24 protein-coding genes and 2 tRNA genes are annotated in these 25,465 nt (G+C 71.2%); 14 read left to right on the forward strand and 12 right to left on the reverse strand.

The window, feature by feature from the left end; translation table 11 throughout:
• Nucleotides 1-697: 697 nt before the first annotated feature.
• The 8 genes from ACVCAH_RS28760 to rpmH all read right to left on the reverse strand — a co-directional run bounded on the left by ACVCAH_RS28760 (nt 698) and on the right by rpmH (nt 6,910).
• Nucleotides 698-1,708, reverse strand: a complete 1,011-nt coding sequence (locus tag ACVCAH_RS28760; protein ID WP_447139357.1) for a ParB/RepB/Spo0J family partition protein — start codon at nt 1,706-1,708, stop codon at nt 698-700.
• A 27-nt stretch (nt 1,709-1,735) separates the two neighbouring features.
• Entirely contained in the window at nt 1,736-2,785 is a 1,050-nt protein-coding gene (locus tag ACVCAH_RS28765) for a ParA family protein (RefSeq protein WP_447139379.1), read from the reverse strand.
• A gap of 622 nt (nt 2,786-3,407) precedes the next feature.
• A complete protein-coding gene (rsmG, locus tag ACVCAH_RS28770; RefSeq protein ID WP_447139380.1) occupies nt 3,408-4,190 on the reverse strand; it encodes a 16S rRNA (guanine(527)-N(7))-methyltransferase RsmG in 783 nt (260 codons plus the stop codon).
• Nucleotides 4,191-4,224: 34 nt separating this feature from the next.
• Nucleotides 4,225-4,830 carry a Jag family protein gene (locus ACVCAH_RS28775; protein ID WP_447139358.1) on the reverse strand — a complete coding sequence of 202 codons (606 nt, stop codon included), beginning with the start codon at nt 4,828-4,830 and terminating at the stop codon, nt 4,225-4,227.
• A 212-nt stretch (nt 4,831-5,042) separates the two neighbouring features.
• On the reverse strand, nt 5,043-6,032 hold the full coding sequence (yidC, locus tag ACVCAH_RS28780; protein WP_447139359.1) for a membrane protein insertase YidC: 990 nt from the start codon (nt 6,030-6,032) through the stop codon (nt 5,043-5,045).
• A gap of 3 nt (nt 6,033-6,035) precedes the next feature.
• On the reverse strand, nt 6,036-6,323 hold the full coding sequence (yidD, locus tag ACVCAH_RS28785; protein ID WP_447139360.1) for a membrane protein insertion efficiency factor YidD: 288 nt from the start codon (nt 6,321-6,323) through the stop codon (nt 6,036-6,038).
• The gene (gene rnpA, locus ACVCAH_RS28790; protein ID WP_447139361.1) at nt 6,320-6,736 is read right to left on the reverse strand and encodes a ribonuclease P protein component; all 417 of its coding nucleotides are present in this window, start codon (nt 6,734-6,736) and stop codon (nt 6,320-6,322) included. Before rnpA ends, yidD begins: the two co-directional genes overlap by 4 nt.
• A 36-nt stretch (nt 6,737-6,772) precedes the next feature.
• Nucleotides 6,773-6,910 carry a 50S ribosomal protein L34 gene (gene rpmH, locus ACVCAH_RS28795; protein ID WP_123606641.1) on the reverse strand — a complete coding sequence of 46 codons (138 nt, stop codon included), beginning with the start codon at nt 6,908-6,910 and terminating at the stop codon, nt 6,773-6,775.
• 620 nt (nt 6,911-7,530) lie between these two features.
• Between rpmH and dnaA the strand changes: the two genes are divergently transcribed.
• The 5 genes from dnaA (at nt 7,531) to ACVCAH_RS28820 (ending at nt 13,991) form a co-directional block, all read left to right on the forward strand.
• A complete protein-coding gene (gene dnaA / locus ACVCAH_RS28800; protein ID WP_447139362.1) occupies nt 7,531-9,378 on the forward strand; it encodes a chromosomal replication initiator protein DnaA in 1,848 nt (615 codons plus the stop codon).
• A gap of 835 nt (nt 9,379-10,213) precedes the next feature.
• Nucleotides 10,214-11,347 carry a DNA polymerase III subunit beta gene (gene dnaN / locus ACVCAH_RS28805; RefSeq protein WP_447139363.1) on the forward strand — a complete coding sequence of 378 codons (1,134 nt, stop codon included), beginning with the start codon at nt 10,214-10,216 and terminating at the stop codon, nt 11,345-11,347.
• 47 nt (nt 11,348-11,394) lie between these two features.
• Entirely contained in the window at nt 11,395-12,267 is an 873-nt protein-coding gene (gnd, locus tag ACVCAH_RS28810; RefSeq protein WP_447139364.1) for a phosphogluconate dehydrogenase (NAD(+)-dependent, decarboxylating), read from the forward strand.
• Nucleotides 12,268-12,283: 16 nt separating this feature from the next.
• Nucleotides 12,284-13,417 carry a DNA replication/repair protein RecF gene (gene recF / locus ACVCAH_RS28815; RefSeq protein ID WP_447139365.1) on the forward strand — a complete coding sequence of 378 codons (1,134 nt, stop codon included), beginning with the start codon at nt 12,284-12,286 and terminating at the stop codon, nt 13,415-13,417.
• Complete coding sequence (locus tag ACVCAH_RS28820) at nt 13,407-13,991, forward strand: DUF721 domain-containing protein (RefSeq protein ID WP_447139366.1); 585 nt, start codon at nt 13,407-13,409, stop codon at nt 13,989-13,991. Before recF ends, ACVCAH_RS28820 begins: the two co-directional genes overlap by 11 nt.
• A gap of 3 nt (nt 13,992-13,994) precedes the next feature.
• Here the strand turns inward: ACVCAH_RS28820 and ACVCAH_RS28825 are convergent, their stop codons facing one another.
• The gene (locus ACVCAH_RS28825; RefSeq protein WP_447139367.1) at nt 13,995-14,222 is read right to left on the reverse strand and encodes a hypothetical protein; all 228 of its coding nucleotides are present in this window, start codon (nt 14,220-14,222) and stop codon (nt 13,995-13,997) included.
• Nucleotides 14,223-14,319: 97 nt separating this feature from the next.
• On the opposite strand from ACVCAH_RS28825, the gene ACVCAH_RS28830 reads away from it, so the two are divergent.
• The gene (locus tag ACVCAH_RS28830) at nt 14,320-14,805 is read left to right on the forward strand and encodes a MarR family winged helix-turn-helix transcriptional regulator (RefSeq protein ID WP_447139368.1); all 486 of its coding nucleotides are present in this window, start codon (nt 14,320-14,322) and stop codon (nt 14,803-14,805) included.
• On the opposite strand, the gene ACVCAH_RS28835 is transcribed toward ACVCAH_RS28830, so the two are convergent.
• Nucleotides 14,790-15,344: a hypothetical protein gene (locus ACVCAH_RS28835; RefSeq protein WP_447139369.1), complete on the reverse strand. Its 555-nt coding sequence runs from the start codon at nt 15,342-15,344 to the stop codon at nt 14,790-14,792. The genes ACVCAH_RS28830 and ACVCAH_RS28835 overlap by 16 nt on opposite strands.
• Before the next feature lie 517 nt (nt 15,345-15,861).
• On the opposite strand from ACVCAH_RS28835, the gene gyrB reads away from it, so the two are divergent.
• The 7 genes from gyrB (at nt 15,862) to ACVCAH_RS28870 (ending at nt 23,352) form a co-directional block, all read left to right on the forward strand.
• The gene (gyrB, locus tag ACVCAH_RS28840; protein ID WP_447139370.1) at nt 15,862-17,808 is read left to right on the forward strand and encodes a DNA topoisomerase (ATP-hydrolyzing) subunit B; all 1,947 of its coding nucleotides are present in this window, start codon (nt 15,862-15,864) and stop codon (nt 17,806-17,808) included.
• Between the two features lie 130 nt (nt 17,809-17,938).
• Nucleotides 17,939-20,458 (forward strand): DNA gyrase subunit A, encoded by a 2,520-nt coding sequence (gyrA, locus tag ACVCAH_RS28845; RefSeq protein WP_447139371.1) that lies wholly within the window; start codon nt 17,939-17,941, stop codon nt 20,456-20,458.
• A gap of 4 nt (nt 20,459-20,462) precedes the next feature.
• Entirely contained in the window at nt 20,463-21,386 is a 924-nt protein-coding gene (locus ACVCAH_RS28850) for a DUF3566 domain-containing protein (RefSeq protein WP_447139372.1), read from the forward strand.
• A 153-nt stretch (nt 21,387-21,539) separates the two neighbouring features.
• A tRNA-Ile gene (locus ACVCAH_RS28855) sits at nt 21,540-21,613 on the forward strand.
• Nucleotides 21,614-21,655: 42 nt separating this feature from the next.
• A complete protein-coding gene (locus ACVCAH_RS28860) occupies nt 21,656-21,784 on the forward strand; it encodes a DLW-39 family protein (RefSeq protein ID WP_231928447.1) in 129 nt (42 codons plus the stop codon).
• Between the two features lie 43 nt (nt 21,785-21,827).
• Nucleotides 21,828-21,903, forward strand: a tRNA-Ala gene (locus ACVCAH_RS28865).
• A 267-nt stretch (nt 21,904-22,170) separates the two neighbouring features.
• Entirely contained in the window at nt 22,171-23,352 is a 1,182-nt protein-coding gene (locus ACVCAH_RS28870; protein WP_447139373.1) for a low temperature requirement protein A, read from the forward strand.
• Here ACVCAH_RS28870 and ACVCAH_RS28875 read toward each other — a convergent pair.
• Nucleotides 23,349-24,062 (reverse strand): hypothetical protein, encoded by a 714-nt coding sequence (locus tag ACVCAH_RS28875; protein WP_447139374.1) that lies wholly within the window; start codon nt 24,060-24,062, stop codon nt 23,349-23,351. The genes ACVCAH_RS28870 and ACVCAH_RS28875 overlap by 4 nt on opposite strands.
• Nucleotides 24,043-24,456 carry a GNAT family N-acetyltransferase gene (locus ACVCAH_RS28880; RefSeq protein ID WP_447139375.1) on the reverse strand — a complete coding sequence of 138 codons (414 nt, stop codon included), beginning with the start codon at nt 24,454-24,456 and terminating at the stop codon, nt 24,043-24,045. Before ACVCAH_RS28880 ends, ACVCAH_RS28875 begins: the two co-directional genes overlap by 20 nt.
• Nucleotides 24,457-24,781: 325 nt before the next feature.
• On the opposite strand from ACVCAH_RS28880, the gene ACVCAH_RS28885 reads away from it, so the two are divergent.
• The gene (locus ACVCAH_RS28885) at nt 24,782-25,201 is read left to right on the forward strand and encodes a CBS domain-containing protein (protein ID WP_447139376.1); all 420 of its coding nucleotides are present in this window, start codon (nt 24,782-24,784) and stop codon (nt 25,199-25,201) included.
• The last annotated feature ends 264 nt before the right edge of the window (nt 25,202-25,465 follow it).

Raw genomic sequence — 25,465 nt, forward strand, 5'->3', positions numbered from 1 at the left:
ACCGGGTTACCGGGGCAGGTCTCTGGACGGCGCCGCTCCCGCGACGTCCCGAACAAGTCACTGGGCCGCTCCGGACCGCCCCGTCCCGCAGAAGTCACCGAGCCCTGCCGATCCCGCGATTCGTAGAGCAAGTCGCTCGGCGGGATTGCAGGGGCAGCGTTCGGGCCGGCCGGCAGAGGGCGTCATGCGCGGCCCGGCCGCTAGAGCCGTGCCGCCCCGCGACGGCCTCCGGTTCATTCGCGCTCCGGTGGCGGAGCCGCCGTGGCGCCGGCCGCATCAGAGGCCGCCATGGCAGGACGCCGTCGCAGGAGCCGCCGTCGCAGGAGGCCATGTCACGGGCCGGCTCCCAATAGGCGGTATCGCGGGCCGGCTTGCAATAGGCCGTGCCGCGACCGGGTCACAAGAGTCCGCGTCGCAGGCTGGTCCCGGGAGCACCTCGCGATTCGGGTCGCAGAGCGCCTCGCTGACAGGAGCGAAGCCAGGCAGAAAGCCGAACCGCACTGCGACCGCCTCGCAGCGGAAAGCGCAGCGAGGTGGCCTCCCGGTGAGCAGGGAAAGAACGTAGGGCCGAGCCAGCAGACCGGCTCCGGGGACCAGGCCCCACGAGGCCCATGACGGGACTGGGCGCGGATTGACCTCGGGCACGAAAACGGCCGCGGCACCGGTCGGGTGTGCGCGGCCGTTCGACGTACCGGTGTCAGGCCTCGGGTTCCTCCCGCTCGACCCCGATGATGCCGACGATCCGCTCCAGGTCGTCGACCGTGGCGAACTCGATCGTGATCTTGCCCTTGCTCCGGCCGATGTCGACCTTCACCCGGGTGTCGAAGCGGTCCGAGAGCCGGTCGGCCAGGTCGGTGAGCGCCGGCGCGTGCGGCTTGGGCCGCCGCCGGGCCGTCTCCTTCTTGGTCGAGCCATCGCTCAGCGCCAGCGCCACGATCTCCTCGGTCGCCCGGACGGAAAGTCCCTCGGCCACGATCCGGAGGGCCAACTGCTCCTGCGCCTCCGCGTCCTCCAGGCTGAGCAGCGCCCGGGCGTGCCCGGCGGAGAGCACGCCGGCCGCGACCCGCCGCTGCACCTGTGCGGGCAGGTTCAGCAGCCGGATGGTGTTGGAGATCTGCGGCCGGCTCCGCCCGATACGCCGGGCCAGCTCCTCGTGGGTGGCGCCGAACTCCTCCAGCAGCTGCTGGTACGCGGCCGCCTCTTCGAGCGGGTTCAGGTTGGCACGGTGGATGTTTTCCAGCAGCGCGTCCCGGAGCATCGCGTCGTCGCGGGTGTCCCGGACGATCGCCGGGATGCTGTCCCGGCCCACCGCCTGCGCGGCCCGCCATCGCCGCTCGCCCATCACCAGCTCGTACTTCTCGTCGTCGAGCTGGCGTACCACGATCGGCTGGAGGAACCCGACCTCGCGGATCGAGGTCTTCAGCTCCTCCAGCGCCTCCTCGTCGAAGACCTGGCGGGGCTGCTTCGGGTTCGGCACGATGGCGTCGACCGGGATCTCGGCGAACCGGGCGCCCGGCACCGGGCTGAGCGCTTCGCGCGCGGGCGCGGGCTCGGGCGCACTCAGCGATGCCGGTGGCGCGGCCGCCACGGCCCCCGCGCCGACGGTGCTGTCGATGCCGCCCACCACCGCTTCGGCGGCCGGCGCCGGCCCGGTCGGGATCAGGGCCCCCAGGCCTCGACCCAGCCCGCCCCGAGGACGGTTCTTCATGCCACGCCTCCCAGCGCCTCGTCCGCACTACGCATTCCGGCTCACCGGCTCCTTGACGCCCCGCTCGGCGATCTCCTGGGCGGCCTCGAAGTAGCTCGTCGCCCCCCGCGATCCGGGATCGTAGGTCATCACCGACTGGCCGTAGCTGGGCGCCTCGGAGACGCGGACGTTACGTGGGATGACCGCCTCGAGCACCTTGTCGCCGAAGTGGTTCCGGACGTCCTGCTCCACCGCGTCGGCCAGCCGGGTGCGCCGGTCGTACATGGTGAGCAGGATCGTGGACACCTCCAGCCGCGGGTTGAGGTGCTGGCGGACCAGGTTGATGTTCTGGATCAACTGGTTGAGGCCCTCCAGCGCGTAGTACTCGCACTGAATCGGGATGAGCACCTCCTGCGCCGCGACCAGAGCGTTGACCGTGAGCAGGCCGAGCGACGGCGGGCAGTCGATGAAGACGTAGTCGAAGTGTCCGGGGTATGCCGTGATGGCGCGAGCCAGCCGGGACTCCCGGGCGACCACCGAGACGAGTTCGATCTCCGCACCCGCCAGGTCGATGGTGGCCGGTACGCACCACAGGTTCGGGATGCCCTCGACCTCCTGGGCGACCTCCTCCAGCGGCACGCTGTTGATGAGGCAGTCGTAGACGTCCGGCACGCCGGTGTGGTGCGGCACGTTGAGCCCCGTGGAGGCGTTGCCCTGCGGGTCGAGGTCGACCACCAGCACCCGGTTGCCGTGCAGGGCGAGCGCCACCGCCAGGTTCACCGTGGTCGTGGTCTTGCCCACGCCGCCCTTCTGGTTCGCGACGCACATGACCCGGGTCCGCTCCGGCCGAGGCATTGTCACCTCGCCACTGGGATTCAGGATCTGCACGGCACGCATCGCCTCCATAGCCAACGGTGGGTCATCCTCTTCGCGCATCGGGGTTTCACGTGAAACGTACGCGGGCTCGACAGGCGCGGTCCCGAACGCTGCTGTCGTCTCGGGGACCGGTGCAGGGGCCGCGTCCGGCGCCGCGTCGGGGGTCGGCTGCTGCGGGACCGTCGGCTCGAACCGAGCCGCCGCGTTACGGCGGATGGGGATGACCCGCCCACCCTCGCCAGCCGGCTGGGCCTCGCCGGGCGTCCGCGGAACAGCCTGCCCCGCCCCGCTCACCGACGGGTCCCGGCGTACCAGGGACTCGAAGTCCGGCGGCCGGGTCGACGGGATCTGCGAGGACGCCCCTGAGGGCGGCCAACTCTGGTAGCCGGTTTCACGTGAAACGGGACCGCCCGTTGGACCCGTCACGCGTGGATCGTCGTACCTGCCGTCGTCATGCACCTGTCATCCCTGCCCGCTTCGGATGGTCGGTCCGCACCCCGTCATACCCGGCCGTACGCGTAATCGCACCGCGCGAGCGTCCGGCCCGGCGGGAGCGGTCGGGACCCGTACGTCCGTGCCGCCCGCTCCACACTATCGACGCGCGGCCAGCCTACGGCTCACGGGCGCAGCGGGTCCACGTCGGGTTCGCAACCCTCACCCTCCTCCCGCCCGGTTCAACGACCCGGGTGCCGGGCGGGAAGCCGGTAGTGGCGAGCTGAGCGGCAGATCAGGGAGGTTCCGCATGGCACGGTGACCGCCACAAGCATCGAACGATGTCGAGTTAAGCGCTCGACGAGGACTTTGACGAGGACGGCCGACGACGCGGCACCCGCCGGATGCCGGGTCAGCGGCGGCGGGACCGACCGCCCCGGGACTTCTTGGCGGCCGGCCGCCGGACCGGCCCCACCACCCGCTCGCGCACGATCTCCACGACGGTGGTCGGCGGGTCGAGCACACCCTCGCCGCACCGGTGCACCGTCGGTTCACCACCGCCGAGCCGCGCCACCGCCGCGGCGTGTTCGGTGATCTCCTCGCCGGCCGACGCGCCCTTCAGCGCCACCAACCGTCCACCCGGCACGGCCAGGGGCAGACACCAGGCGGCGAGCCGGTCCAGCGGGGCGACCGCGCGGGCAGTGACCACGTCGCCGCTCAGCGGGCCGGAACTCGTGCCGCCGGCCGCCGCCTCCTCGGCCCGGCCCCGGAACACCCGCACCGTCTTGGCGAGGCCGAGCCCCTGCACGGCCTCGATCAGGAAAGAGGTCCGTCGGGCGAGCGGCTCGATCAGCGTCACGGTCAGGTCGGGCCGCGCGATCGCCAGCACCAGGCCGGGCAGTCCCGCGCCCGAGCCGACGTCGAGCACGACCGCGCCGTCGGGGATCCGCTCCGCCACAGCGGCGCAGTTGAGCAGGTGCCGGTCCCAGATGCGGGGTGCCTCGCGGGGGCCGATCAGGCCGCGGACCACGCCGTCGGTGGCCAGCAGTTCGGCGTACGCGGCGGCCAGGTCGAGCCGGTCACCGAAGAGGGTACGGGCGGCGCCGGCCAGCTCCGGCGGCAGCACCGCGTCGGCCGGCGACGGCGTGGGGCGGACAGCCGACGGCCCGGGCGGCGCGCCACCCGGGCCGGCCACGGCACCGGCCGTGGTGTCGTCGTTCGTCACGCGGTCAGTCCGCCGGCCGGACGACGATGCGCCGGTTCGGCTCGACACCCTCGGACTCGCTCTCCACCCCGCTCATCGCGTTGACCACGTCGTGCACGCACTTGCGCTCGAACGCGGACATCGGCTCCAGGCGCACCGGCTCGCCGTACTCCTTGACCTTCTCCACCGCGTTCTTGGCCACCGCGGCGAGCTCCTTGCGGCGGGTGGCGCGGTAGCCGCCGACGTCGAGCAACAGCCGGCTCGGCGAGCCGGTCTGCCGGAAGACGGCCAGGCGGGCCAGTTCCTGGAGCGCCTCCAGGGTGGCGCCGCGCTGCCCGACCAGGTTCTGCAGCCGGGCGCCGACCACCTCGACCACCGGCCGACCGCCAGCTACCAGCTCGTCGATGTCACCGTCGTAGTCCAGGATGTCGAGCAGGCCCTCGACGTAGTCCGCGGCGATCTCGCTCTGCCGGAACAGCTCGCTCTCGCCCACGGCCTTCTTCTCCCGCGGGCCCTCCTCGGTCTCCTCGGCCTCGGTCTCGTCCGCCTCGGTGTCGTCGTCCGCCGTAATGGGGGCGAGGCTCTCCTCGTCCAGTGACTCGTCGGCGCGGGGGATGCTGGTGTCCGTCACGGTCTCATCTCCGTACTCGCTCGGCCGGACCGTCGGGTCCGCTGGTTTCCCGGGGCCGGCGGGAGCTCGCCGGTGCCCACGGGCACGTCTGTAGGGCAGTGTCGCCCGTGGCCGCGTCCCGCGCGGCCGTTCCGCTCCGGCGCCGGCCGTACGGCGGCTGCACGGTGCGGAAACGGGCCGCCGCCGGTCTCCCGGACGGCGGCCCGGACGGGTCAGCCCTGCCGCTTGGCGGGACGGCCCTTCTTCGGGTTCACCGGCTTGGCGCCCGGCTTCGGCGCGGCGACCTTCGGCGCGGCGGGCTTCACCGGCGCCTGGGCGGCCGGCTTGCCGCGGCCGAGCAGGCCGCCCGACTTCGCCGGCTGCACCGGGCCGCGGGTCGAGGTCGAGGCGCCCGGCCGGGTGCTGACGTTCGGCGGCGGCGGGAACTTGCGCAGCACCCACTGCTGCTGGCCGAGGGTGAAGAGGTTGTTGGTGACCCAGTAGATGATCACACCGATGGGGAAGATCGCGCCGGAGACCAGGAGCGACAGCGGGATGCCGTAGAGCATCAGCCGCTGGATCATCCGCTGCTGCGGGTCCTCCGCCCAGCCGGTCTTGAGGATCATCTGGCGGCTGGTCAGGTAGGTGGTGCCCATCATGACCAGGACCAGGATGCCGGCGATGACCTTGACGGTGGTGCCGTTGGCGCCGAGCCGGGCCAGCTCCTCGGCGGTCGAGCCGAACTTGCCGGCGATCGGCGCGGTGAAGAGCTTCGCCTGTGAGGCGCTCTCGAACTGGCCGATCGTCCAGCCGTAGAGGGTCTTGCCGCCGTTGGCCGGGTCGAGCCGGCGGAGCACGTGGAAGAGGCCGAGGAAGACCGGGATCTGGAGGAACATCGGAAGGCAGCCCATCAGCGGGTTGGCCTTTTCCTTCCGGTAGAGCTCCATCATCTCCTTCTGGAGCGTCTCCCGGTCACCCTTGTGCTTCTCCTGCAGCGCCTTCACCTGAGGCTGGAGCGCCTGCATCGCCCGCTGGGACTTGATCTGCTTGACGAAGACCGGGAACAGGATCACCCTGACGGTGACCACCAGGAAGACGATGGCGAGGATCCAGGCCCAGTTCGTACCGATCACCGCGCCGTCCGGCACGCCGATGGCGTCCCAGGCCGAATGCCAGGCCAGCAGGATCCACGAAATCGCGTAGTAGATCCAGTCGAGACTCAATTCTCAGGCTCCAGTCACATCGGCACGTCGGCGACCGACCGGCTCCGGCACCGGGTCGTGTCCACCTGGGTGGAATGGGTGGCAGCGCAACAACCGCCGGACCGTGAGGCCGGCTCCCCGGAGCGCGCCGTGCCGGGCCACCGCCTCGAGGGCGTACGCACTGCACGACGGGTAGAACCGACAGCGGGCCGGCAGAGCCGGGCTTATCCACCGACGGTACGCGATGATGGGCCCGGTCAGCACACGGGCACCCGTTGTGGTGGGGCGGGGGGCGGCTGGTCCGGTGCTCACCGGGACCGCCGCCCTCGGGGCGAGCGCGCGGCGGCGATGGCGGCGTCCAGGTCGGCGCCGAGCCGCGGGTAGGACGCCTCGGCCGCGGCGGGCTGCGCGCGTACGACCAGGGTGCTCCCGGGCGGAAGGTCGGCCAGCCGCTCGCGGACCAGGTGCCGCAGCCGCCGGCGGACCCGGTTGCGGACCACGGCCGGCCCGACGGCCTTGGACACGACGAAGCCGGCGCGGGTCGGTGCGGAGGTCTGCTCCGCACCGGCGTCCCGCGCCGGCTTCGGCGAGGTCTGTGCCGTGGGTTCGGGCCCGGTGGGTTGGGTCAGATGGACGACGACGGCACCGCGGCCGGCGCGTCGGCCACCCCGGACCGCTGCGGCGAAGTCAGTGCTGCGCCGCAGTCGCTGTGCGGCCGCCAGCACGACTGCCCACGTCCCCCGGACCGGACCCGGTCGGCCTCAGGCCGACAGGCGGGCGCGGCCCTTGGCGCGACGGGTCGAAAGGATGGCGCGGCCGGCCCGGGTGCGCATGCGCAGCCGGAAGCCGTGGGTCTTCGCGCGCCGGCGGTTGTTCGGCTGGAAGGTGCGCTTGCTCACGTCAGGCTCTCCGTTGTCGTACGCCCCGGACGAGGGGACCCCCGGGGTCGTGTGGTGGTCCGGGCCACCTCGGCGGTGGCCCCGATCGGTGCTGCCCGGCGATGCGGGACCCTCGGCGTTGCGGGGAGCGACCGCGGACAGCAAGCACCCATCACCCTAGCAGAGGGCGACAGAGCAGCCGCTCCAGCCTACGCAGGGGGGCAATGACCGTCAAACACACCAACCGGGCGGAGATCGGCGACCGAAGCGGCGGTTTTCGCTGATGTTGACAAGGCCCGCCGCGCGTCGCCGGTTGATGGCGCGTGGACAACGCTGTTACCGTGCCCGATTGCGGTCAGCGTCGGGGGTCCCGGTGTCGTCGGCAGGCAAGACCGGACCCGGTAGTGAATCGTTCGGCACGGTGAACCCGCTTCAGCGCCCGTTCAGGCAGGGGGCAGGTCCGCCCGCGTCCGGTGGGCGGCCACAATCGGTCGGTACACAGGCTGTGGATAACTTGTGGATGACGACCGGTCGGCCGTTCGGGTGGGTGGGGGCCCACCCGTCGAGTGCGGCGGGCCCGGGAGGCCGACCGGGGGAGAACGGCGGCGTCCGGGAGCAGAGGCGAGGGGGGTGGCACGACGGTGACCGGTACGACCGACCTCGCCGCGGTCTGGACGGCGACGACCGACGAGCTCGCCGACGAGATCATTTCAGCACAGCAGCGGGCGTACCTGCGGTTGACCCGGCTGCGGGCGATCGTCGAGGACACCGCGCTGCTCTCCGTCCCGGACGCGTTCACCCGGGACGTGATCGAGTCGCGGCTGCGCCCGGCGATCACCGAGGCGCTCACCCGTCGGCTCGGCCGCCCGATCCAGGTGGCGGTCACCGTACGCGCGCCCACGGACGGCGCGGGCCGTCCGGCCGGCACCGTCTACCGCTCCGGCCCGGAGACCGGCGGGGCCGATCACGACGGCGGGCCGGTCGACTTCGGCGCACCGGCGGGCTTCGACGGCGCACCGACCGACCTCCGGGACGACGACCGCGTCGACGCCGGTCGGCAGCACCCCCCGCTCATCCCCGAGCAGGCGCACCCCGAGCGGCGGCTCGACCAGCCGCCGGCGGGCGCGCAGCAGGCCGACGCCCGGCCGGATCCGGCCGGCCCCGGCGGCCAGGAGGCGCTGTTCAGCGCCGCGTTCGCCGAGCCGCCGCGGGCCGACCGCCCAGTACCGTCCCGGCGTACGCCCCCCGGGCGCGGCTTCGACGAGCAGACCGCCCGGCTCGACCCGCCCGGCACGGACGCCCGCCCCTACGAGCCGCGTTACCCGCAGGACGCGGTCTCCCCCCGGGACCAGCACGTGATCCGCGCGCTGCCCCGCGACGGCGGCCCGGACAGCGGCCCCGGACGGGCGGACCACCGCCCCGGCGGCCGGGACGAGCGGCGACTGCCCGCCGACGCGGGCGGGAACCGGCTCAACCCGAAGTACATGTTCGAGACGTTCGTCATCGGCTCGTCCAACCGGTTCGCCCACGCCGCCGCGGTCGCGGTGGCGGAGTCGCCGGCGAAGGCGTACAACCCGCTGTTCATCTACGGCAGCTCCGGGCTCGGCAAGACGCACCTGCTGCACGCCATCGGGCACTACGCCACGACGCTCGGCAACGCCCGGTCGGTGCGGTACGTCTCGACCGAGGAGTTCACCAACGACTTCATCAACTCGCTCCGGGACGACAAGACCAGCGCGTTCCAGCGGCGCTACCGCGACGTCGACATCCTGCTGATCGACGACATCCAGTTCCTGGAGAACCGCGAGCGCACCCAGGAGGAGTTCTTCCACACCTTCAACACCCTGCACAACGCCAACAAGCAGATCGTGATCACCTCCGACCGGTCGCCGAAACAGCTGGCCACCCTGGAGGACCGGCTGCGGACCCGGTTCGAGTGGGGCCTGCTCGCCGACATCCAGCCGCCGGACCTGGAGACCCGGATCGCGATCCTGCAGAAGAAGGCCGCGCAGGAGCGCCTGTACGCCCCGCCGGACGTGCTGGAGTTCATCGCCTCCCGGGTGTCGAACTCGATCCGCGAGCTGGAGGGGGCGCTGATCCGGGTGACCGCGTTCGCCAGCCTGACCCGCTCGACGGTCGAGCTGTCGCTGGCCGAGGAGGTGCTGCGGGACTTCATCCCGGACGGCGCCGGGCCGGAGATCACCGCGGACCAGATCATGGTCTCCACGGCCGACTACTTCGGGGTGAGCCTCGAGGACCTGCGCGGGCACTCCCGCTCCCGGGTGCTGGTCAACGCCCGCCAGGTGGCCATGTACCTGTGCCGCGAGCTGACCGACCTCTCGCTGCCCCGGATCGGGCAGGCCTTCGGCGGCCGGGACCACACCACGGTCATGCACGCCGACCGCAAGATCCGCCAGCAGATGGCCGAACGCCGGTCGCTCTACAACCAGATCGCCGAGCTGACCAACCGGATCAAGCAGAACACCTGAGGCGTACGCGTCGTTCGCTGCTCCGCCCGGCCGGGAAACCTGGCCGGGCGTTTCCGTGCCCGGCCACCGGACGCCGCGCCCGGCCGCTGCGACGACCTGAAGATCGCCGCCGGCCCGCGTCATCGACGATTTTCCGCGCCCGGGCTTGACCCTCGACGAGGTGTAGACCACAGCATCGAGGCCGTGACCGTCCACCGCACCGCCTCGTTGTCCACAGCTCGTTGTCCACCGCCGGTGGACAACCACGCTCCGTCCGGACCCGGTTACCCACAGGCTGTGGAGAAACCCTGGGGACGACGCTGTGGACGCCTGGGGACAACCGCTTCGTTGTCCACCGCGGACGGTCGGCCTGTGGGCGGGCTGTTGAAGGTTCTGGGGATGACGCCCGTCGAGCCGCGGTCGCCGGTCCACAGCCCTGGGGAGAAAGTCGGTGGATTACCGGTGGACAACCGGTGGACAAGCGTGGACAACCCGGTAGACCGGGCGGCCTGTGGATCGGGACACGGGTTGTACCCCCGGTTCTCCACAGCGAAACCACCGGTGGATAACCTGTCTGACCTGCGCGGACGCCGGTTCTCCACAGTTTGCACAGGTGCGATGAAGACGATGAGTTATCTCTTCTAAAAGAACAAAAACCAATCATCACCGTTGGACTTTCTGTGGATCGGGCCGGAGACCGCCGTCGGCGGCCGGACCGGCGCCGAAATCCACGGGGTCGGGCGCACAGCCGATGCCCACGCGCCCTAAGGTGCGATGGGTACCCGCACCGTCAGGCGGGTCTGCAGGCAGCGGTCGGCATGAGAGAGTTGTCGCTGACGTCGACGCGGAGGCATTGATGAAGTTCCGAGTGGAGCGCGACGCGCTCGCCGAGGCCGTGGCCTGGACCGCGAAGAGCCTGCCCAACCGGCCGTCCGTACCGGTGCTCGCCGGTGTGATGCTCCGGGTCACCGACGGCAACCTGCAGGTCTCCGGGTTCGACTACGAGGTCTCCAGCCAGGTCACCGTCGAGGTGCAGGGGGACGCCGACGGGGCCGCCCTGGTCTCCGGCCGGCTGCTCGCCGAGATCACCAAGGCGCTGCCCGCCAAGCCGGTGGACATCGCCGCGGTCGGCGCCCACCTCGAACTGGTCTGCGGCAGCGCCCGGTTCACCCTGCCCACCATGCCGGTGGAGGACTACCCGTCGCTGCCCGAGATGCCGGAGAGCGCCGGCACGATCGACGCGGCCGCGTTCGCCGCCGCCGTCGCCCAGGTGGCCGTCGCCGCCGGCCGGGACGAGACGCTGCCGATGATGACCGGCGTCCGGATCGAGCTCTCCGGCAGCACGCTGGCCATGCTCGCCACCGACCGCTACCGCCTCGCCCTGCGCGAGATGCAGTGGAACCCGGACGACCCCGAGGTGAGCCTCAACGCGCTGGTGCCGGCGCGCACGCTGCACGACACCGCCAAGGCGCTCGGCCCGCTCGGCGGCGAGGTCACCATGGCGCTGTCCCAGGGCGGCGCCGGCGAGGGCATGATCGGCTTCGCCGGTGGCACCCGGCGCACCACCAGCCGGCTGCTCGACGGCGCCAACTACCCGCCGGTGCGCTCGCTCTTCCCGGCCAGCCACAACGCCGAGGCCCGGGTGCCGGTCAGCGCCCTGGTCGAGGTGGTCAAGCGGGTCGCCCTGGTCGCCGAGCGGACCACCCCGGTGCTGCTCAGCTTCAGCGCCGACGGCCTGGTGGTCGAGGCCGGCGGCACCGAGGAGGCGCGGGCCAGCGAGGCGATGGAGGCCACCTTCACCGGCGAGCCGCTGACCATCGGCTTCAACCCGCAGTACCTGATCGACGGCCTCGCCAACCTCGGGGCCCAGTACGCCGTGCTCTCGTTCGTCGACGCCTTCAAGCCCGCGGTGATTTCGCCGTCGGGCGAGGATGGCGAGGTCATCCCTGGGTACCGGTACCTCATCATGCCGATCCGCGTGTCCCGCTGATCGCACCGGCAGAGAAGACCCCAGAAAACGCACGGAGGTAGGAGCAGATGCAGCTCGGCCTGGTAGGACTCGGCCGGATGGGCGGCAACATGCGCGAGCGGTTGCGCGCCGCCGGCCACGAGGTGGTCGGTTTCGACCACAACGCGGAGCTGAGCGACGTCGCTTCCCTCGCGCAACTGGCGGAGAAGCTGGAGTCGCCGCGCGCGGTCTGGGTCATGGTCCCCGCGGGGGTCACCGACGCGACCATCGACCAGCTCGCCGACGTGCTCGGCGAGGGCGACATCATCATCGACGGCGGCAACTCGCGGTTCAGCGACGACGCGCCCCGGGCCGAGCGGCTGAACGATCGCGGCATCGGCTACATCGACGTCGGCGTCTCCGGCGGCGTCTGGGGCCGGCAGAACGGCTACGCGCTGATGGTCGGCGGCGCCCAGGAGCACGTCGAGCGGCTCATGCCGATCTTCGAGTCGCTCAAGCCGGCGGGCGAGTTCGGCTTCGTGCACGCCGGGCCGGTCGGCGCCGGGCACTACGCCAAGATGGTGCACAACGGCATCGAGTACGGCCTGATGCACGCCTACGCCGAGGGCTACGAACTGCTGGCCGCCTCCGAGCTGGTGACCAACGTGCCCGGGGTGTTCAAGTCCTGGCGCGAGGGCACCGTGGTCCGCTCCTGGCTGCTCGACCTGCTCGACCGGGCCCTCGACGAGGACCCGGAGCTGACCGAGCTGAGCGGCTACACGGAGGACACCGGCGAGGGTCGCTGGACGGTGGACGAGGCGGTCCGGCTGGCCGTGCCGCTGAACGTCATCACCGCTTCGCTCTTCGCCAGGTTCGCCTCCCGGCAGGACGACTCGCCGGCCATGAAGGCGGTCGCCGCGCTGCGTCAGCAGTTCGGCGGGCACGCCGTGCGCAAGCGCTGACCGGTATTCGCCGCCTGTGTACGTCCGCCGGCTCGAACTGGTCGACTTCCGCTCGTACGAGCGGGTCGGCGTCGACCTCGAACCGGGGGCGAACGTCCTGGTGGGGCCGAACGGCGTCGGCAAGACCAACCTGGTCGAGGCGCTCGGCTACGTGGCGACCCTGGATTCGCACCGGGTCGCCACGGACGCCCCGCTGGTGCGGATGGGCGTCGGCTCGGCGGTGATCCGCTGCGCCGTGCTGCACGAGGGGCGCGAGCTGCTGGTCGAGCTGGAGATCGTGCCCGGCAAGGCGAACCGGGCCCGGATCGGCCGGTCACCGGCACGCCGGGCCCGCGACGTGCTCGGCGCGCTGCGGCTGGTGCTCTTCGCCCCGGAGGACCTGGAACTCGTCCGCGGGGACCCGGCCGAGCGCCGCCGCTACCTCGACGACCTGCTGGTCAACCGCCAGCCCCGGTACGCCGGGGTGCGCGCCGACTACGACCGGGTGGTCAAGCAGCGCAACGCGCTGCTGCGCACCGCGTACCTGGCCCGCAAGACGGGCGGTTCGCGGGGCGGCGACCTCTCCACCCTGGCGGTCTGGGACACCCATCTGGCCCGGCACGGCGCCGAGCTGCTCGCCGGGCGGCTGGAGCTGGTCGCCGCGCTGGCCCCGCACGTGACCAAGGCGTACGACGCGGTGGCCGCCGGCCGGGGTGCGGCCGCGATCGCCTACCGGCCGTCGGTGGAGCTGCCCGAGCCGACCACCGACCGGGCGGTGCTGGCGGAGGCGCTGACCGCGGCACTGGCCGAGTCCCGGTCGGCCGAGATCGAGCGGGGCACCACGCTGGTCGGCCCGCACCGGGACGACCTGACGCTGACCCTCGGCCCGCTGCCCGCCCGCGGGTACGCCAGCCACGGCGAGTCCTGGTCGTACGCGCTGGCCCTGCGGCTGGCCGGCTACGACCTGCTCCGGTCGGACGGGATCGAGCCGGTGCTGGTGCTCGACGACGTCTTCGCGGAACTGGACACCGGACGGCGGGAGCGGCTCGCGGAGCTGGTCGGCGGGGCCAGCCAGCTGCTGGTCACCTGCGCGGTGGATGACGACGTGCCGGCGGCCCTGCGCGGCACCCGGTACGAGGTGGGCGAGGGGACGGTGCGACGTGTCGGATGAGACGGAGCCGTCGCGTGGACCGGCGGCCGAGAACGGCGGGTCAGGGGCCGGGGCGGCCGAGGGCGGTGCGTCGGGGCCCGAGCTGGCCCGCGCGGTGCTCGACGCGGCCCGGGCCCGCCGGGAGACGGCGGCGCGGACCCGCCGGCGTACCACCGGCGGCGACGGCGCCGGCGGGCAGCAGCGGCGGCTGCGCGGCTACTCCGGGCCGGGCCCGGACCCGCGCGACCCGCAGCCGCTCGGTGCGGTGCTCGACCGGCTGGTCAAGGCGCGCGGCTGGCAGCAGCCGGCCGCCGAGGCGACGGTCTTCGGCGCCTGGGAGCGGGTGGTCGGCGCGGAGGTCGCCCAGCACAGCCGCCCGGTCAAGCTGGAGGAGGGCGAGCTGACCGTCGAGGCGCGGTCGACCGCCTGGGCCACCCAGCTGCGCCTGCTCGCCGGCTCGCTGTTGCAGCAGATCGGCCGCGAGGTGGGCCACAACGTGGTGCGCAAGCTGCACATCCACGGTCCCGCGGCACCGTCCTGGTCGCGGGGGCCGCGTCGGGTCCGCGGCCGGGGCCCCCGGGACACGTACGGCTGACGATCAGCCGCCGGCGCGCCGGGCCTCCCGCTCGGCGCGCTTGCGTTCCCGCTGCTCGCGGCTCCACTGCTTACGCCGCTCCAGGTCCTGCTTCCAGCCCTCCCGGGCGTGGTTCGAGCCGCCCTGCACCGCGCCCTGCACCTCCGGCGGGCCGGCCAGGTGCCGAAAGGCCCAGGCCATCAGGCGGCCGCCCTCGCCGGGGCCCTTGGGGGTCGGCTGCTCCTTGCTCATCGGCTGGCCTCTCCTGCGTCCGCAGTGACAGTTGGTGCGCTAATAATTGGTACACCAATCGTTGGTAGGCTCGCAAGGACGACGAGGAGGTCCAGCCGTGTCCGAACAGCTCGACGGGGATCCCCTGGCGCTGGAGCAGCAGGTGTGCTTCGCGCTCTCCGTCGCGGCGCGGGGCGTCGTCGCGGTCTACCGCCCGCTGCTGGAGCCGATGGGGCTGACCCATCCGCAATACCTGGTCATGCTGGCGCTGTGGCAGTACGCGCCGCTCTCCGTCCGGGAGCTGAGCCGGCTGCTCCAGCTCGATCCGGGCACGCTCTCACCGCTGCTCAAGCGCCTCGAAGCCGCCGGCTACGTCCGGCGTGAACGGGACGTCGCGGACGAACGCAGCCTCGCCGTCTCCCTCACCGCCAGCGGCCAGGCCCTCCGGGCGCGCGCCGAGCAGATCCCGCCGGCGATCGTGGAGCGGCTCGGGCTGCCGCTGGCGGACCTGCGGCACCTGCACACCGTGCTGACCGAGGTGATTGCCGCGGCGAACCGGGCCGTGACGGCCGGCCCGGAGCACCCCGGTCAGGCGTCGGCGTAGACGGCGAAGCCGCGGTCGGCGCAGCGGCGGTAGAAGGCGGCCAGCACGCTCAGCTCGGCGCAGGTGAAGTTCCACTGCGGCGGGGCGCCGCTCTCGTCGCGCAGCGCGTCGAGCCGGCTGTCCAGCCAGCGCAACTGCTGCTCGGCGAGGCGGCCGTCGGCGAGCAGGGAGCGCAGCACCTCGCTGACCGAGTCGAAGGTCACCGTCTCGCCATGCTCGCGGTGCCCGGCGACGAACCGTTCGATGCCGCCGGCGATCCAGGCGCAGCCGTCCGGGTCGATCACCGGATCCTCGTCCTCGGCCGCGGCGTCCGTGGCGTAGAGCACACCTTCCAGGCCGAGCAGCAGGTCGATCAGTTCGGTGTACGCGGTCGCCCGGACCGTGCCGGTCTTGGCGATCAACTCGGCCAGCGCGGCGGTCGGCGCGGAGATCCGCGGCATGTCGACGATCTCGCCGAAGTCCACGAACTCGGCCGGCGCGACCGGGTCGTAGAAGCGGCCGGTACGCGGCCAGTGCACCGCGACGTTGTCCAGCCCCATCTGGCGTCACCTCTTTGCAGCACGAGTCGGGTCGATCGGGTAGATCGTCCGGTTCCGGCAGGGAAAGATCAAGGCCGGTGCCGGCGGCGCCGCAAACCTATGACATGGCGGGCCGGCCCGCGAGGTCGGTGCACCCCGGCCGTCGGGCGGCGCCGCCCCCGATCTGGGGCAGGCGTGTAGGGGGAGTCGCAGACAGCGCGATTCGGCCGGCTACGGCATTCTCAGCCGTCCCGCGGGGGTGCCGAGTGGTGGTTTAGTCGGCCGCGCACAGTAAGATTGACGCTGAGACGAAGACCCGGTGGGGAGCGACGAGACACGGGCCCGGTATGGCCCGCGATCATTGTCCACGTCGGGTTGAGCCGATCGCGATCCGCGGGCAACCGCGGCGACCGGCGCGTTCGACCCGTACCCCGGAATTGTCCCCGGTGCCGGTCCGCGTGCCGACGTCGCGTCCCTGTCCGCCGAACCCGCGCCCGACGCGCCACCAGGCGCGGAGGGTGCGAGAAAGTGGCCGAGGGTGGCAGCGCAGGACAAGCAGGAGTACGGCGCAGAGTCGATCACCGTTCTCGAGGGTCTGGAGGCGGTCCGCAAGCGGCCCGGTATGTACATCGGGTCGACCGGCGAGCGCGGTCTGCACCACCTCGTGTGGGAGGTCGTCGACAACGCGGTGGACGAGGCGCTGGCCGGGTACTGCGACACCATCGACGTGGTGCTGCTCGCCGACGGCGGGGTCCGGGTCACCGACAACGGCCGGGGCTTCCCGGTCGACCTGCACCCGAAGCTGAAGAAGCCGGGTGTCGAGGTGGCGCTGACCGTGCTGCACGCGGGCGGCAAGTTCGACGGCAAGGCGTACGCGGTCTCCGGCGGCCTGCACGGCGTCGGCGTCTCGGTGGTGAACGCGCTCTCCACGAAGATGGCGGTGGAGATCCACAAGTCCGGCTTCGTGTGGCGGCAGCAGTACGCCAACTCCAAGCCGACCCCGCTGGAGAAGGGCGAGTCGACCGACCGCACCGGTTCGGCGGTCACCTTCTGGCCCGACCCGACCGTCTTCGAGACCGTCGACTTCGACTTCCAGACCATCTACCGCCGCCTCCAGGAGATGGCCTTCCTCAACCGCGGCCTCACCATCCACCTGCTCGACGAGCGGGTCCCGGAGGGCGAGGAGGGCAAGGTCCGCGAGGTCACCTTCTGCTACAAGGGCGGTATCGCCGACTTCGTCCGGCACCTCAACGCCTCGAAGAACCCGATCCACAAGACCGTGGTCGAGTTCGGCGCCGAGGAGGAGGGCATGTCGGTCGAGATCGCCATGCAGTGGAACGAGTCGTACGGCGAGTCGGTCTACACCTTCGCCAACACCATCAACACGCATGAGGGCGGCACCCACGAGGAGGGCTTCCGGGCCGCGCTGACCAGCGTGGTGAACCGCTACGGCACCGACCGCAAGCTGCTCAAGGGCGACGAGAAGCTCTCCGGCGAGGACATCCGTGAGGGCCTGGCCGCGATCATCTCGGTCAAGCTGGCCAACCCGCAGTTCGAGGGCCAGACCAAGACCAAGCTCGGCAACACCCCGGTGAAGAGCTTCGTGCAGCGGGTCTGCAACGAGTGGCTGGTGGACTGGTTCGACCGGAACCCAGCCGAGGCGAAGATCATCATCCAGAAGGCGTCCCAGGCCGCCCGGGCCCGGATCGCCGCCCAGCAGGCACGCAAGCTGGCCCGGCGCAAGTCGCTGCTGGAGTCCGGCTCGATGCCGGGCAAGCTGGCCGACTGCCAGTCCACCGACCCGCGAGAGTCCGAGGTGTTCATCGTCGAGGGCGACTCGGCCGGCGGCTCGGCGAAGCAGGGGCGCGACCCGCGGACCCAGGCGATCCTGCCGATCCGCGGCAAGATCCTCAACGTGGAGAAGGCCCGGATCGACCGGGTGCTGAAGAACAACGAGGTCCAGGCGCTGATCACCGCGCTGGGCACCGGCATCCACGACGACTTCGACATCGAGAAGCTGCGCTACCACAAGATCGTGCTGATGGCCGACGCGGACGTCGACGGCCAGCACATCCAGACGCTGCTGCTCACCCTGCTCTTCCGCTTCATGCGTCCGCTGGTGGAGTTGGGGCACGTCTACCTGGCCGCCCCGCCGCTCTACAAGATCAAGTGGAACAAGAAGGGCGACGACGCGCAGTACGCGTACTCCGATCGGGAGCGCGACGGGCTGATCGCGCTGCGCCAGCAGAAGAAGCCGAACGCCAAGCCGGACGACATCCAGCGGTTCAAGGGCCTGGGCGAGATGAACTATCCGGAGCTGTGGGAGACCACGATGAACCCGGCGACCCGTACGCTGCGTCAGGTCACGCTCGACGACGCGGCAACCGCCGACGAGTTGTTCAGCGTGTTGATGGGTGAGGACGTCGAGGCGCGCCGATCGTTCATCCAGCGCAACGCCAAGGACGTCCGGTTCCTGGACATCTGAGTGCCATTGGCGGGCCGGCCGGGCATCCACCGGCCGACCCGCCGATCCACAGAGTTATCCACAGCTTGGCCGGTTTCCACAGCCGTTATCCACAGCACGAAAACGACTCTGAGTCTGATAAGGGTATACAGTGACCGATTCCCCCGAGTCCACACCGAACGAGCCCGAGGTCCCCGAGACCATCGGCGCCGTCGTCGCGCACGACCGGATCGAACCGGTCGGGCTCGAGGTGGAGATGCAGCGCTCCTACCTCGACTACGCGATGAGCGTCATCGTCGGGCGGGCGCTGCCGGACGTGCGGGACGGGCTCAAGCCGGTCCACCGCAAGATCCTCTACGCGATGTTCGACTCCGGCTACCGGCCGGACCGCGGCTACGTGAAGTGCTCCCGGGTGGTCGGCGACGTGATGGGTCAGTTCCACCCGCACGGCGACTCGGCGATCTACGACGCCCTGGTCCGGATGGCCCAGCCCTGGTCGCTGCGCTACCCGCTGGTCGACGGCAACGGCAACTTCGGCTCGCCGGGCAACGACCCGGCCGCCGCCATGCGGTACACCGAGTGCAAGCTCGACCCGCTGGCCATGGAGATGCTGCGGGACATCGACGAGGACACCGTCGACCTCCAGGACAACTACGACGGCCGGGCCAAGGAGCCCACCATCCTGCCGTCGCGGATCCCCAACCTGCTGATCAATGGCTCCGAGGGCATCGCGGTCGGCATGGCCACCAAGATCCCGCCGCACAACCTGCGCGAGATCGGCGCGGCCGTGCAGTGGTGCCTGGAGAACCCGGAGGCCGACGAGGCCACCACCCTCGAAGCGCTGCTCGGGATCGTCAAGGGCCCCGACTTCCCCACCTACGGCCTGATCGTCGGCCAGTCCGGCATCCAGGACGCGTACCGGACCGGCCGTGGCTCGATCCGGATGCGTGCCGTGGTGGAGGTCGAGGAGGACAAGCGTGGTCGCCCCGCGCTGGTGGTCAGCGAGCTGCCCTACCAGGTCAACCCGGACAACCTGGCCGAGCGGATCGCCGAGCTGATCAAGGAGGGCAAGCTCGGCGGCATCGCCGACATCCGCGACGAGTCCTCCGGACGTACCGGCATGCGGATCGTGCTCGTGCTCAAGCGCGACGCGGTCGCCAAGGTGGTGCTGAACAACCTCTACAAGCACACCCAGCTCCAGGAGACCTTCGGCGCCAACATGCTGGCCCTGGTCGACGGGGTGCCGCGCACGCTCAACCTGGCGCAGTTCATCCGCTACTACGTCGAGCACCAGATCGAGGTGATCCGCCGGCGGACCGCGTTCCGGCTGCGCAAGGCGGAGGAGCGGGCGCACATCCTGCGCGGTCTGGCCAAGGCGCTGGACGCGCTGGACGAGGTGATCGCCCTGATCCGGCGCTCGCCCACGGTCGAGGACGCCCGGCAGGGCCTGATCCGGCTGCTGGAGATCGACGAGATCCAGGCCACCGCGATCCTGGACATGCAGCTGCGCCGGCTCGCCGCCCTGGAGCGGCAGCGGATCCTCGACGACCTGGCCAAGCTGGAGGTGGAGATCGCCGACCTCAAGGACATCCTCGCCAAGCCCGAGCGGCAGCGGCGGATCGTCTCCGAGGAGTTGGGCGAGATCGTCGCCAAGTGGGGCGACGACCGGCGGACCCAGATCGTGCCGTTCGACGGCGAGGTCTCGATGGAGGACCTCATCGCCCGCGAGGACGTGGTGGTCACGATCACCCGGACCGGCTACGCCAAGCGGACGAAGGTCGACCTCTACCGCTCGCAGCGGCGCGGCGGCAAGGGGGTCAGCGGCGCTTCGCTACGGCAGGACGACATCGTCAGCCACTTCTTCATCTGCTCCACCCACGACTGGATCCTGTTCTTCACCAACAAGGGCCGGGTCTACCGGGCCAAGGCGTACGAGCTGCCGGAGGCCAGTAGGGTGGCCAAGGGCCAGCACGTGGCCAACCTGCTCGCCTTCCAACCGGACGAGCAGATCGCGCAGATCATCGAGATTCCGAACTACCAGGTGGCCCCCTACCTGGTACTGGCCACGAAGAACGGCCTGGTGAAGAAGACGCGGCTCGAGGAGTTCGACTCCCCCCGCTCCGGCGGCATCATCGCGATCAACCTGCGCGACGAGGACGAGCTCGTCGGGGCGGCGCTCGTCGCCCCGACCGAGGACCTGCTGCTGGTCTCCAAGAACGCGCAGGCGATCCGGTTCAACGCCAGCGACGAGGCGCTGCGGCCGATGGGCCGGGCCACCTCGGGCGTGATCGGCATGCGGTTCAGCGAGGACGACGTGCTGCTGGCCATGGAGGTGGTCCGGGAGGGCCTGGACGTTTTGGTGGCCACGAACGGTGGGTACGCGAAACGTACCCCGATCGAGGAATACCCGGTGCAGGGCCGGGGAGGTAAGGGCGTGCTGACTGCGAAGATCACCGAACGTCGTGGTGGTCTGGTCGGTGCGGTGGTGATCGACCCGGACGACGAGCTGTTCGCCATCACCAGCAACGGTGGTGTCATCCGGACTCCGGTGAAGCCTGTACGCCGTACGCGTGACCGGAACACAATGGGGGTCAAGTTGATGGACCTCCCGGACGGCGTGACTATCGTGGCGATTGCTCGCAATGCCGACGAGCCTGACGAACAGGACTAGTTGAATGACGGAGACACAGGCGAAGTCGGGGAACACGGGGACCTCGGCCAACCCGGTCGACGAGGAGGCCGCGAAGAGCGGCACACCAGCGACCGGCCGCGCGGCCGTGGGCCGGGCGACGGTCCCCGCCGACGCGCCTGCCCCGAAATTCACCCGGGCTCCCGGGATGACGCCGCCGCCGGACAAGCCGAGCGACGACGCGGCTCCGGCTGACAAGACCGAGACGGTGGCGGTGGAGAAGCCGAGTTCCGGCGGCACCACCCCCAACCCCGCCCCGGCAGCGGCTGCTGCGGCGGCCGCGAACCGGCCGTCGACCACCCAGCCGATCGGCGTACGGGCGGGCCAGTCGGCCGGCGCCGCCACCGGTGCCACCGGCACCCAGCCGCGGGTCACTCCGGGCGCGAGGCCGCAACCGGACGGTGGCCGCCCGGGCGGCAGCGGTCGGCCCAACGGCGGCGGGCTGCCGCCGGGCATCAGCGGCGCGGCCGCCGTCGGGGCCGCGCGGGTGGGTGACGCGGTACGCGCCGCGCGTACGTCGGTCAGCTCGGCCGCGTCGCGCGGGCCGCGCCGGGCCCGGCTGAACCTCAAGCGGATCGACCCCTGGTCCGTGATGAAGTTCGCCTTCGCCGTGTCCGTGGTGCTCTTCATCGTGGTGGTGGTCGCCACCTCGGTGCTCTACCTGGCGCTGGACGCGATGGGCGTCTTCGCCAGCGTCAACGACAGCCTCACCGACCTGGTCAACGCCGGCGGCGGGCAGAGCGCCAGCGGCTTCCAGATCACCGCCAAGGGTGTGATCCTCAGCTCGGCGCTGATCGGCCTGGTCAACGTCGTGCTGTTCACGGCGCTCGCCACGCTCGGGGCGTTCGTCTACAACGTCTGCGCCGACCTGGTCGGCGGGATCGAGCTGACCCTCGCCGAGCGGGACTGAACGACGACCGGGACGCCGGGGCACCGCGAAAGCGGTCGCTCCGGCGTCCCGCACTCCGGTACGTTCTACAGGGCGACGGGAGCGCGCCGCACGACCCAGGGCCCCGATTTGGGGCCGGCTGGGCCGATGGGTTAACCTTGCTCGTCGCTACGCGGGGCTATAGCTCAGTCGGTTAGAGCGCAGAGCTGATAACTCTGAGGTCGCTGGTTCGATTCCAGCTAGCCCCACCGCACACCGTCCGACGGCCGTCGAGCGCGAGGGGTAGCCCCATGTTCAAGAAGCTTCTGATTCTGGCCGGCGTCGTCGGGGTGGCTGCCGTCGTGGCCAAGAAGGTCAAGGCTTCCAACGACGAGCGCGCGCTCTGGCACGAGGCGACCACCGCCCCCGACCTGCGCTGATCCCGCTCGTCACTGCCAGCACCCGGCGGCACCGCCCGCCCGCGGGGCCCTAGCTCAACTGGCAGAGCACTGCCTTTGCAAGGCAGGGGTTAGGGGTTCGAGTCCCCTGGGCTCCACCACACCATCTGGCCTGGTCACGGCCTGTTCTCATCCTCGATCGCCTTCCCTCCGGATTGAGGATCGTCTTTGGCGACGCTTGGCCAAGGTCGACGAGGTAATCCGATCCACGGCGACGGATGGAAGGAACTCATCGTCCTCGACCGTCGCCCGTCCGTGTAACGCGGGTCGCTCGATCCAGTCCACGGCAGCACGTCCGCGGTCACCGCCGCTGCCGTGTGTCAGAATGCCCCCAAACCTGGAGCAGAGCTGGCAGAACGGGCGAGCCGATGACGACGAGCAGGGCGGCCGAGCTGGCGCGGAAAGCCGGGGATCCACAGCGGGCTACGTTCCTGGAACTCTTCTTCGACCTGGTGTTTGTCCTCGCGCTCGCTCAGCTCTCGCGCGGCCTGGCCGAGGATCTCGGGTGGAGCGGTGCCTTCCGGACGCTGGTGCTGTTGGGGGCCGTTTGGTGGGTCTGGTCCAGCACCGCGTGGCTAACCGACCGGACGGACCCGCAACGACCGGTAATCCAGGCGCTGGTCATCGCGACCATGGTCGGCAGCCTGGTGATGGCGGCCGCGGTGCCCGAGGCATTCGGCGACACGGGCCTGATCTTCGTGGGCGCCTACGTCGCCGTCCAGCTCGGCCGCGGGCTCGTCCTCGTGGCCGTACTGCGTGGCCACGAGCTGCAGCGCGCCGGCGTGCGCGGGCTGTTCTGGTACGGCCTGTCGGCGCTGCCGTGGATCGCGGGGGCGCTCGTGCACGGTACGGCGCGTGGCGCGTTGTGGGCACTCGCGGTGGTCCTTGACCACACGGCAGGCAGAATCGGCTTCCCCACCCCGGGGGCGGGCCGTACGCCCAGCCAAGACCTTGTGATCTCGGGCGAGCACCTGGCCGAGCGCTACCGGCAGTTCTTCATCATCGCGCTCGGCGAGCTGATCCTCGTTACCGGACTGGCGCTGAGCAGCAGCGGCTTCGCGCCGGACAGGGCCGCCGCGTTCGCAGTGTCGATCGCGACCACCGTGCTGCTGTGGCGGATCTACATCTACCGCGCTGGGCAAGTCCTGGCGGAAGCGATTGCCGTGTCCGCCGACCCGGTTCGCCTCGCCCGATCGGCGTCATACGCCCACCTGGCCATGGTGGCCGGCGTGGTCGCTGCAGCCGTCGGCGACGAACTTGTCATCGCCCATCCACTCGGGCACACCCCACCGGCCTGGATCGCCGTCATCCTCGGCGGACCCGCGCTGTACCTGGCCGGGCGCGCCCGCTTCGAGCACGCGGTATTCGGCCGCGTGTCCCGGTCCCGACCGATCGGCGTCCTTGCGCTGGCCGCCCTGTCACCGGCGATGCTCCCCCTGCCGCCAGTCGTGGTCGCCGCCGCTGCTGCCCTCGTCCTGACCGGGATCGCCATATCCGACGCAGCCCGCGCCCGCAGACACCCGTCCGAGCCGCCGTCACCACCCGGCTAGCCGGAAGTGTCACCCATGTCTTGAGACTGTTCTGTCACACAGGTCCTGAGACCCGACACCGGCAGCCGGCAGATGTCGGGCTCCACATGACGCGTTACGGATCGGTGTCGGATGTTGGGTGACACGTCCGGCGCACCCCGCCAGCGCCACTCCTTCAGTTGCGGACGTCCCGGCAGTTGGATCCGGCCGGTGGACCACCGCAGCGCCGCCCACGGGTCGACGGCGGCCAGTTCCTGCGCCGCTTCTGGAAACAGTCGAGCGAGTACCCGGGCGCACACCTCACGCGGGGGATCGATGGCAAGGCCGAGGCCCTGGGCGATGTCCTCCCCGTGCAGCAATGTCTCCACGCACCCCATGGCGGCGAAGCCCTCCGGATCGGCTCGACCCATGGGGTGGTAGGCCCGAACGTCCGGTCCGGACGCGCGTACGGTGGCTGCCAGGATGCGGCCACCCACCTCGGCGAACTCCAGCACCTCTGCCGGGGAGGCGTCCTTGTCAGCGTTCGCCATGAAGCGCACAAACCGCTTCTCCGGACGGGCCACGAGTTGGCCGGCGAACGATATCAGGCAATCGCCGATGTGCTCGGCGGTGTGCCAGCAGTCCCACTCCAGGCTGCCTGCTCGCGCGAACCAGTCCAGGCCGGTCGCCGGCCGGAGGCTGGCAACAACGCTGGACAAGGCTTCGTCGAGATCATCGGCGGTGACCGTCACGGTTCTCTCCAGGTTTGTGAGGCCGATGCTGCACCGGCCCTGGTCGGTAGCGGCCAACCTGCCTGATGGGTGTGACGAATTGAGCGGCAAGGGGTGTGGACGCCGCGGACTCAGACGGGCCGAGGCGCGGGCATGGCCGGGTCGCGGCGTACATGACCTGGGGTTCACCGTGCTCGACGAACTTTTCGACGGCCACCATGGCGAGCCGGTCCAGCAGTCGGCGGGAGCGCACGTTGACCACCTGGGTCACCGCCACCACCCGCGCCAGGCCCCGGTCCGTGTCGAAGGCGGCGTCGAGCACGGCGGCACAGGCCTCGTACGCGTAGCCACGTCCCCAGTGTTCGGGCAGGAAGGTGTATGACAACTCGACGTCGCCGGTGCGGTGACGGCCCAAGGAAGCAGAAGCCGACGGTGGCGTCCTCGGCGCGTACCGAAAAGGTGCCGGACAGGTCGGCGGCGGCCCGCCGTCGCGCCGCCGCCTCCGGTGACAGTGGACCGCCCAGGTGCCGGCGGACCAGCGGATCGGTCCAGGTGCGCTGCAGTGCCGGCAGGTCGGCGGGCACAGCCGGTGCGATGGTGAGCCGTTCCGTCATGATCAGCACCGGCCCAGTCTGTCCGGTCAGGCCCTCGGTGCCCCGACGGCGACGGTCCGTGCATGGCCGGCGCCGACCGGGGTAGGAGAAACAGCAACAACCCCCCGGAAGTGAGGTGTCATGCCAATGCCGACCGCACGCGACATCATGACCAACGACGTGACCTGCGTCCGTGAGCAGGACGACCTCCGCACCGCCGCCAAGCAGATGGCCCAGCTCGGTGTCGGGTCGCTGCCGATCTGCGGCCAGGACAACCGGCTCAAGGGCATGCTGACCGACCGCGACATCGTGGTGAAGGTGCTCGCCGAGGGCCGCGACCCGGGCAGCGTCACCGCGGGTGAGCTGGCCCAGGGAAAGGCGGTGACGATCGGCGCGGACGACGACGCGGCCGAGATCCTGCGCACCATGGGGCAGCACAAGGTGCGCCGGCTGCCGGTGATCGACGGGCACGAGCTCGTCGGCATCGTGGCCGTCGCCGACGTGGCCCGCTCGCTGCCGGAGCGCCCGGTGGGTGACCTCATCGAGGCCATCTCCGAGCGCGGCTGACGGCCCGACCAGCGGACGCCGCCCTCGGCCCACCGGCCGGGAGGCGGCGTTCGACGTACGGGCCGGCGGCCGGCGGGCCGTGAATTGTCGAGCTAGTGCGGTGTCCACTAACGTTCACCGGGTGTCCGGTGGTGTTGTCTATCCTCACCGTGAACGGTGAGCGACTCCCCACGACATGGTGGGGCGGGCCTCCGCGGGCCAACTGATCCTCGCGCCGCCTGGTGTGGGCGGCGGGGGTCACGTCGGGACTGTCCGGCGCCGGGG

Source organism: Micromonospora sp. LZ34, from assembly GCF_052981855.1.

Coding starts and splice junctions, on each gene's coding strand:
- gnd (WP_447139364.1), top strand. CDS start 11,395: ATGCAGCTCGGCCTGGTAGGACTCGGCCGGATGGGCGGCAACATGCGC.
- ACVCAH_RS28860 (WP_231928447.1), top strand. CDS start 21,656: ATGTTCAAGAAGCTTCTGATTCTGGCCGGCGTCGTCGGGGTGGCTGCC.
- ACVCAH_RS28885 (WP_447139376.1), top strand. CDS start 24,782: ATGCCGACCGCACGCGACATCATGACCAACGACGTGACCTGCGTCCGT.
- ACVCAH_RS28825 (WP_447139367.1), bottom strand. CDS start 14,222: ATGAGCAAGGAGCAGCCGACCCCCAAGGGCCCCGGCGAGGGCGGCCGC.
- ACVCAH_RS28760 (WP_447139357.1), bottom strand. CDS start 1,708: ATGAAGAACCGTCCTCGGGGCGGGCTGGGTCGAGGCCTGGGGGCCCTG.
- ACVCAH_RS28870 (WP_447139373.1), top strand. CDS start 22,171: ATGACGACGAGCAGGGCGGCCGAGCTGGCGCGGAAAGCCGGGGATCCA.
- ACVCAH_RS28835 (WP_447139369.1), bottom strand. CDS start 15,344: ATGGGGCTGGACAACGTCGCGGTGCACTGGCCGCGTACCGGCCGCTTC.
- dnaN (WP_447139363.1), top strand. CDS start 10,214: ATGAAGTTCCGAGTGGAGCGCGACGCGCTCGCCGAGGCCGTGGCCTGG.
- ACVCAH_RS28850 (WP_447139372.1), top strand. CDS start 20,463: ATGACGGAGACACAGGCGAAGTCGGGGAACACGGGGACCTCGGCCAAC.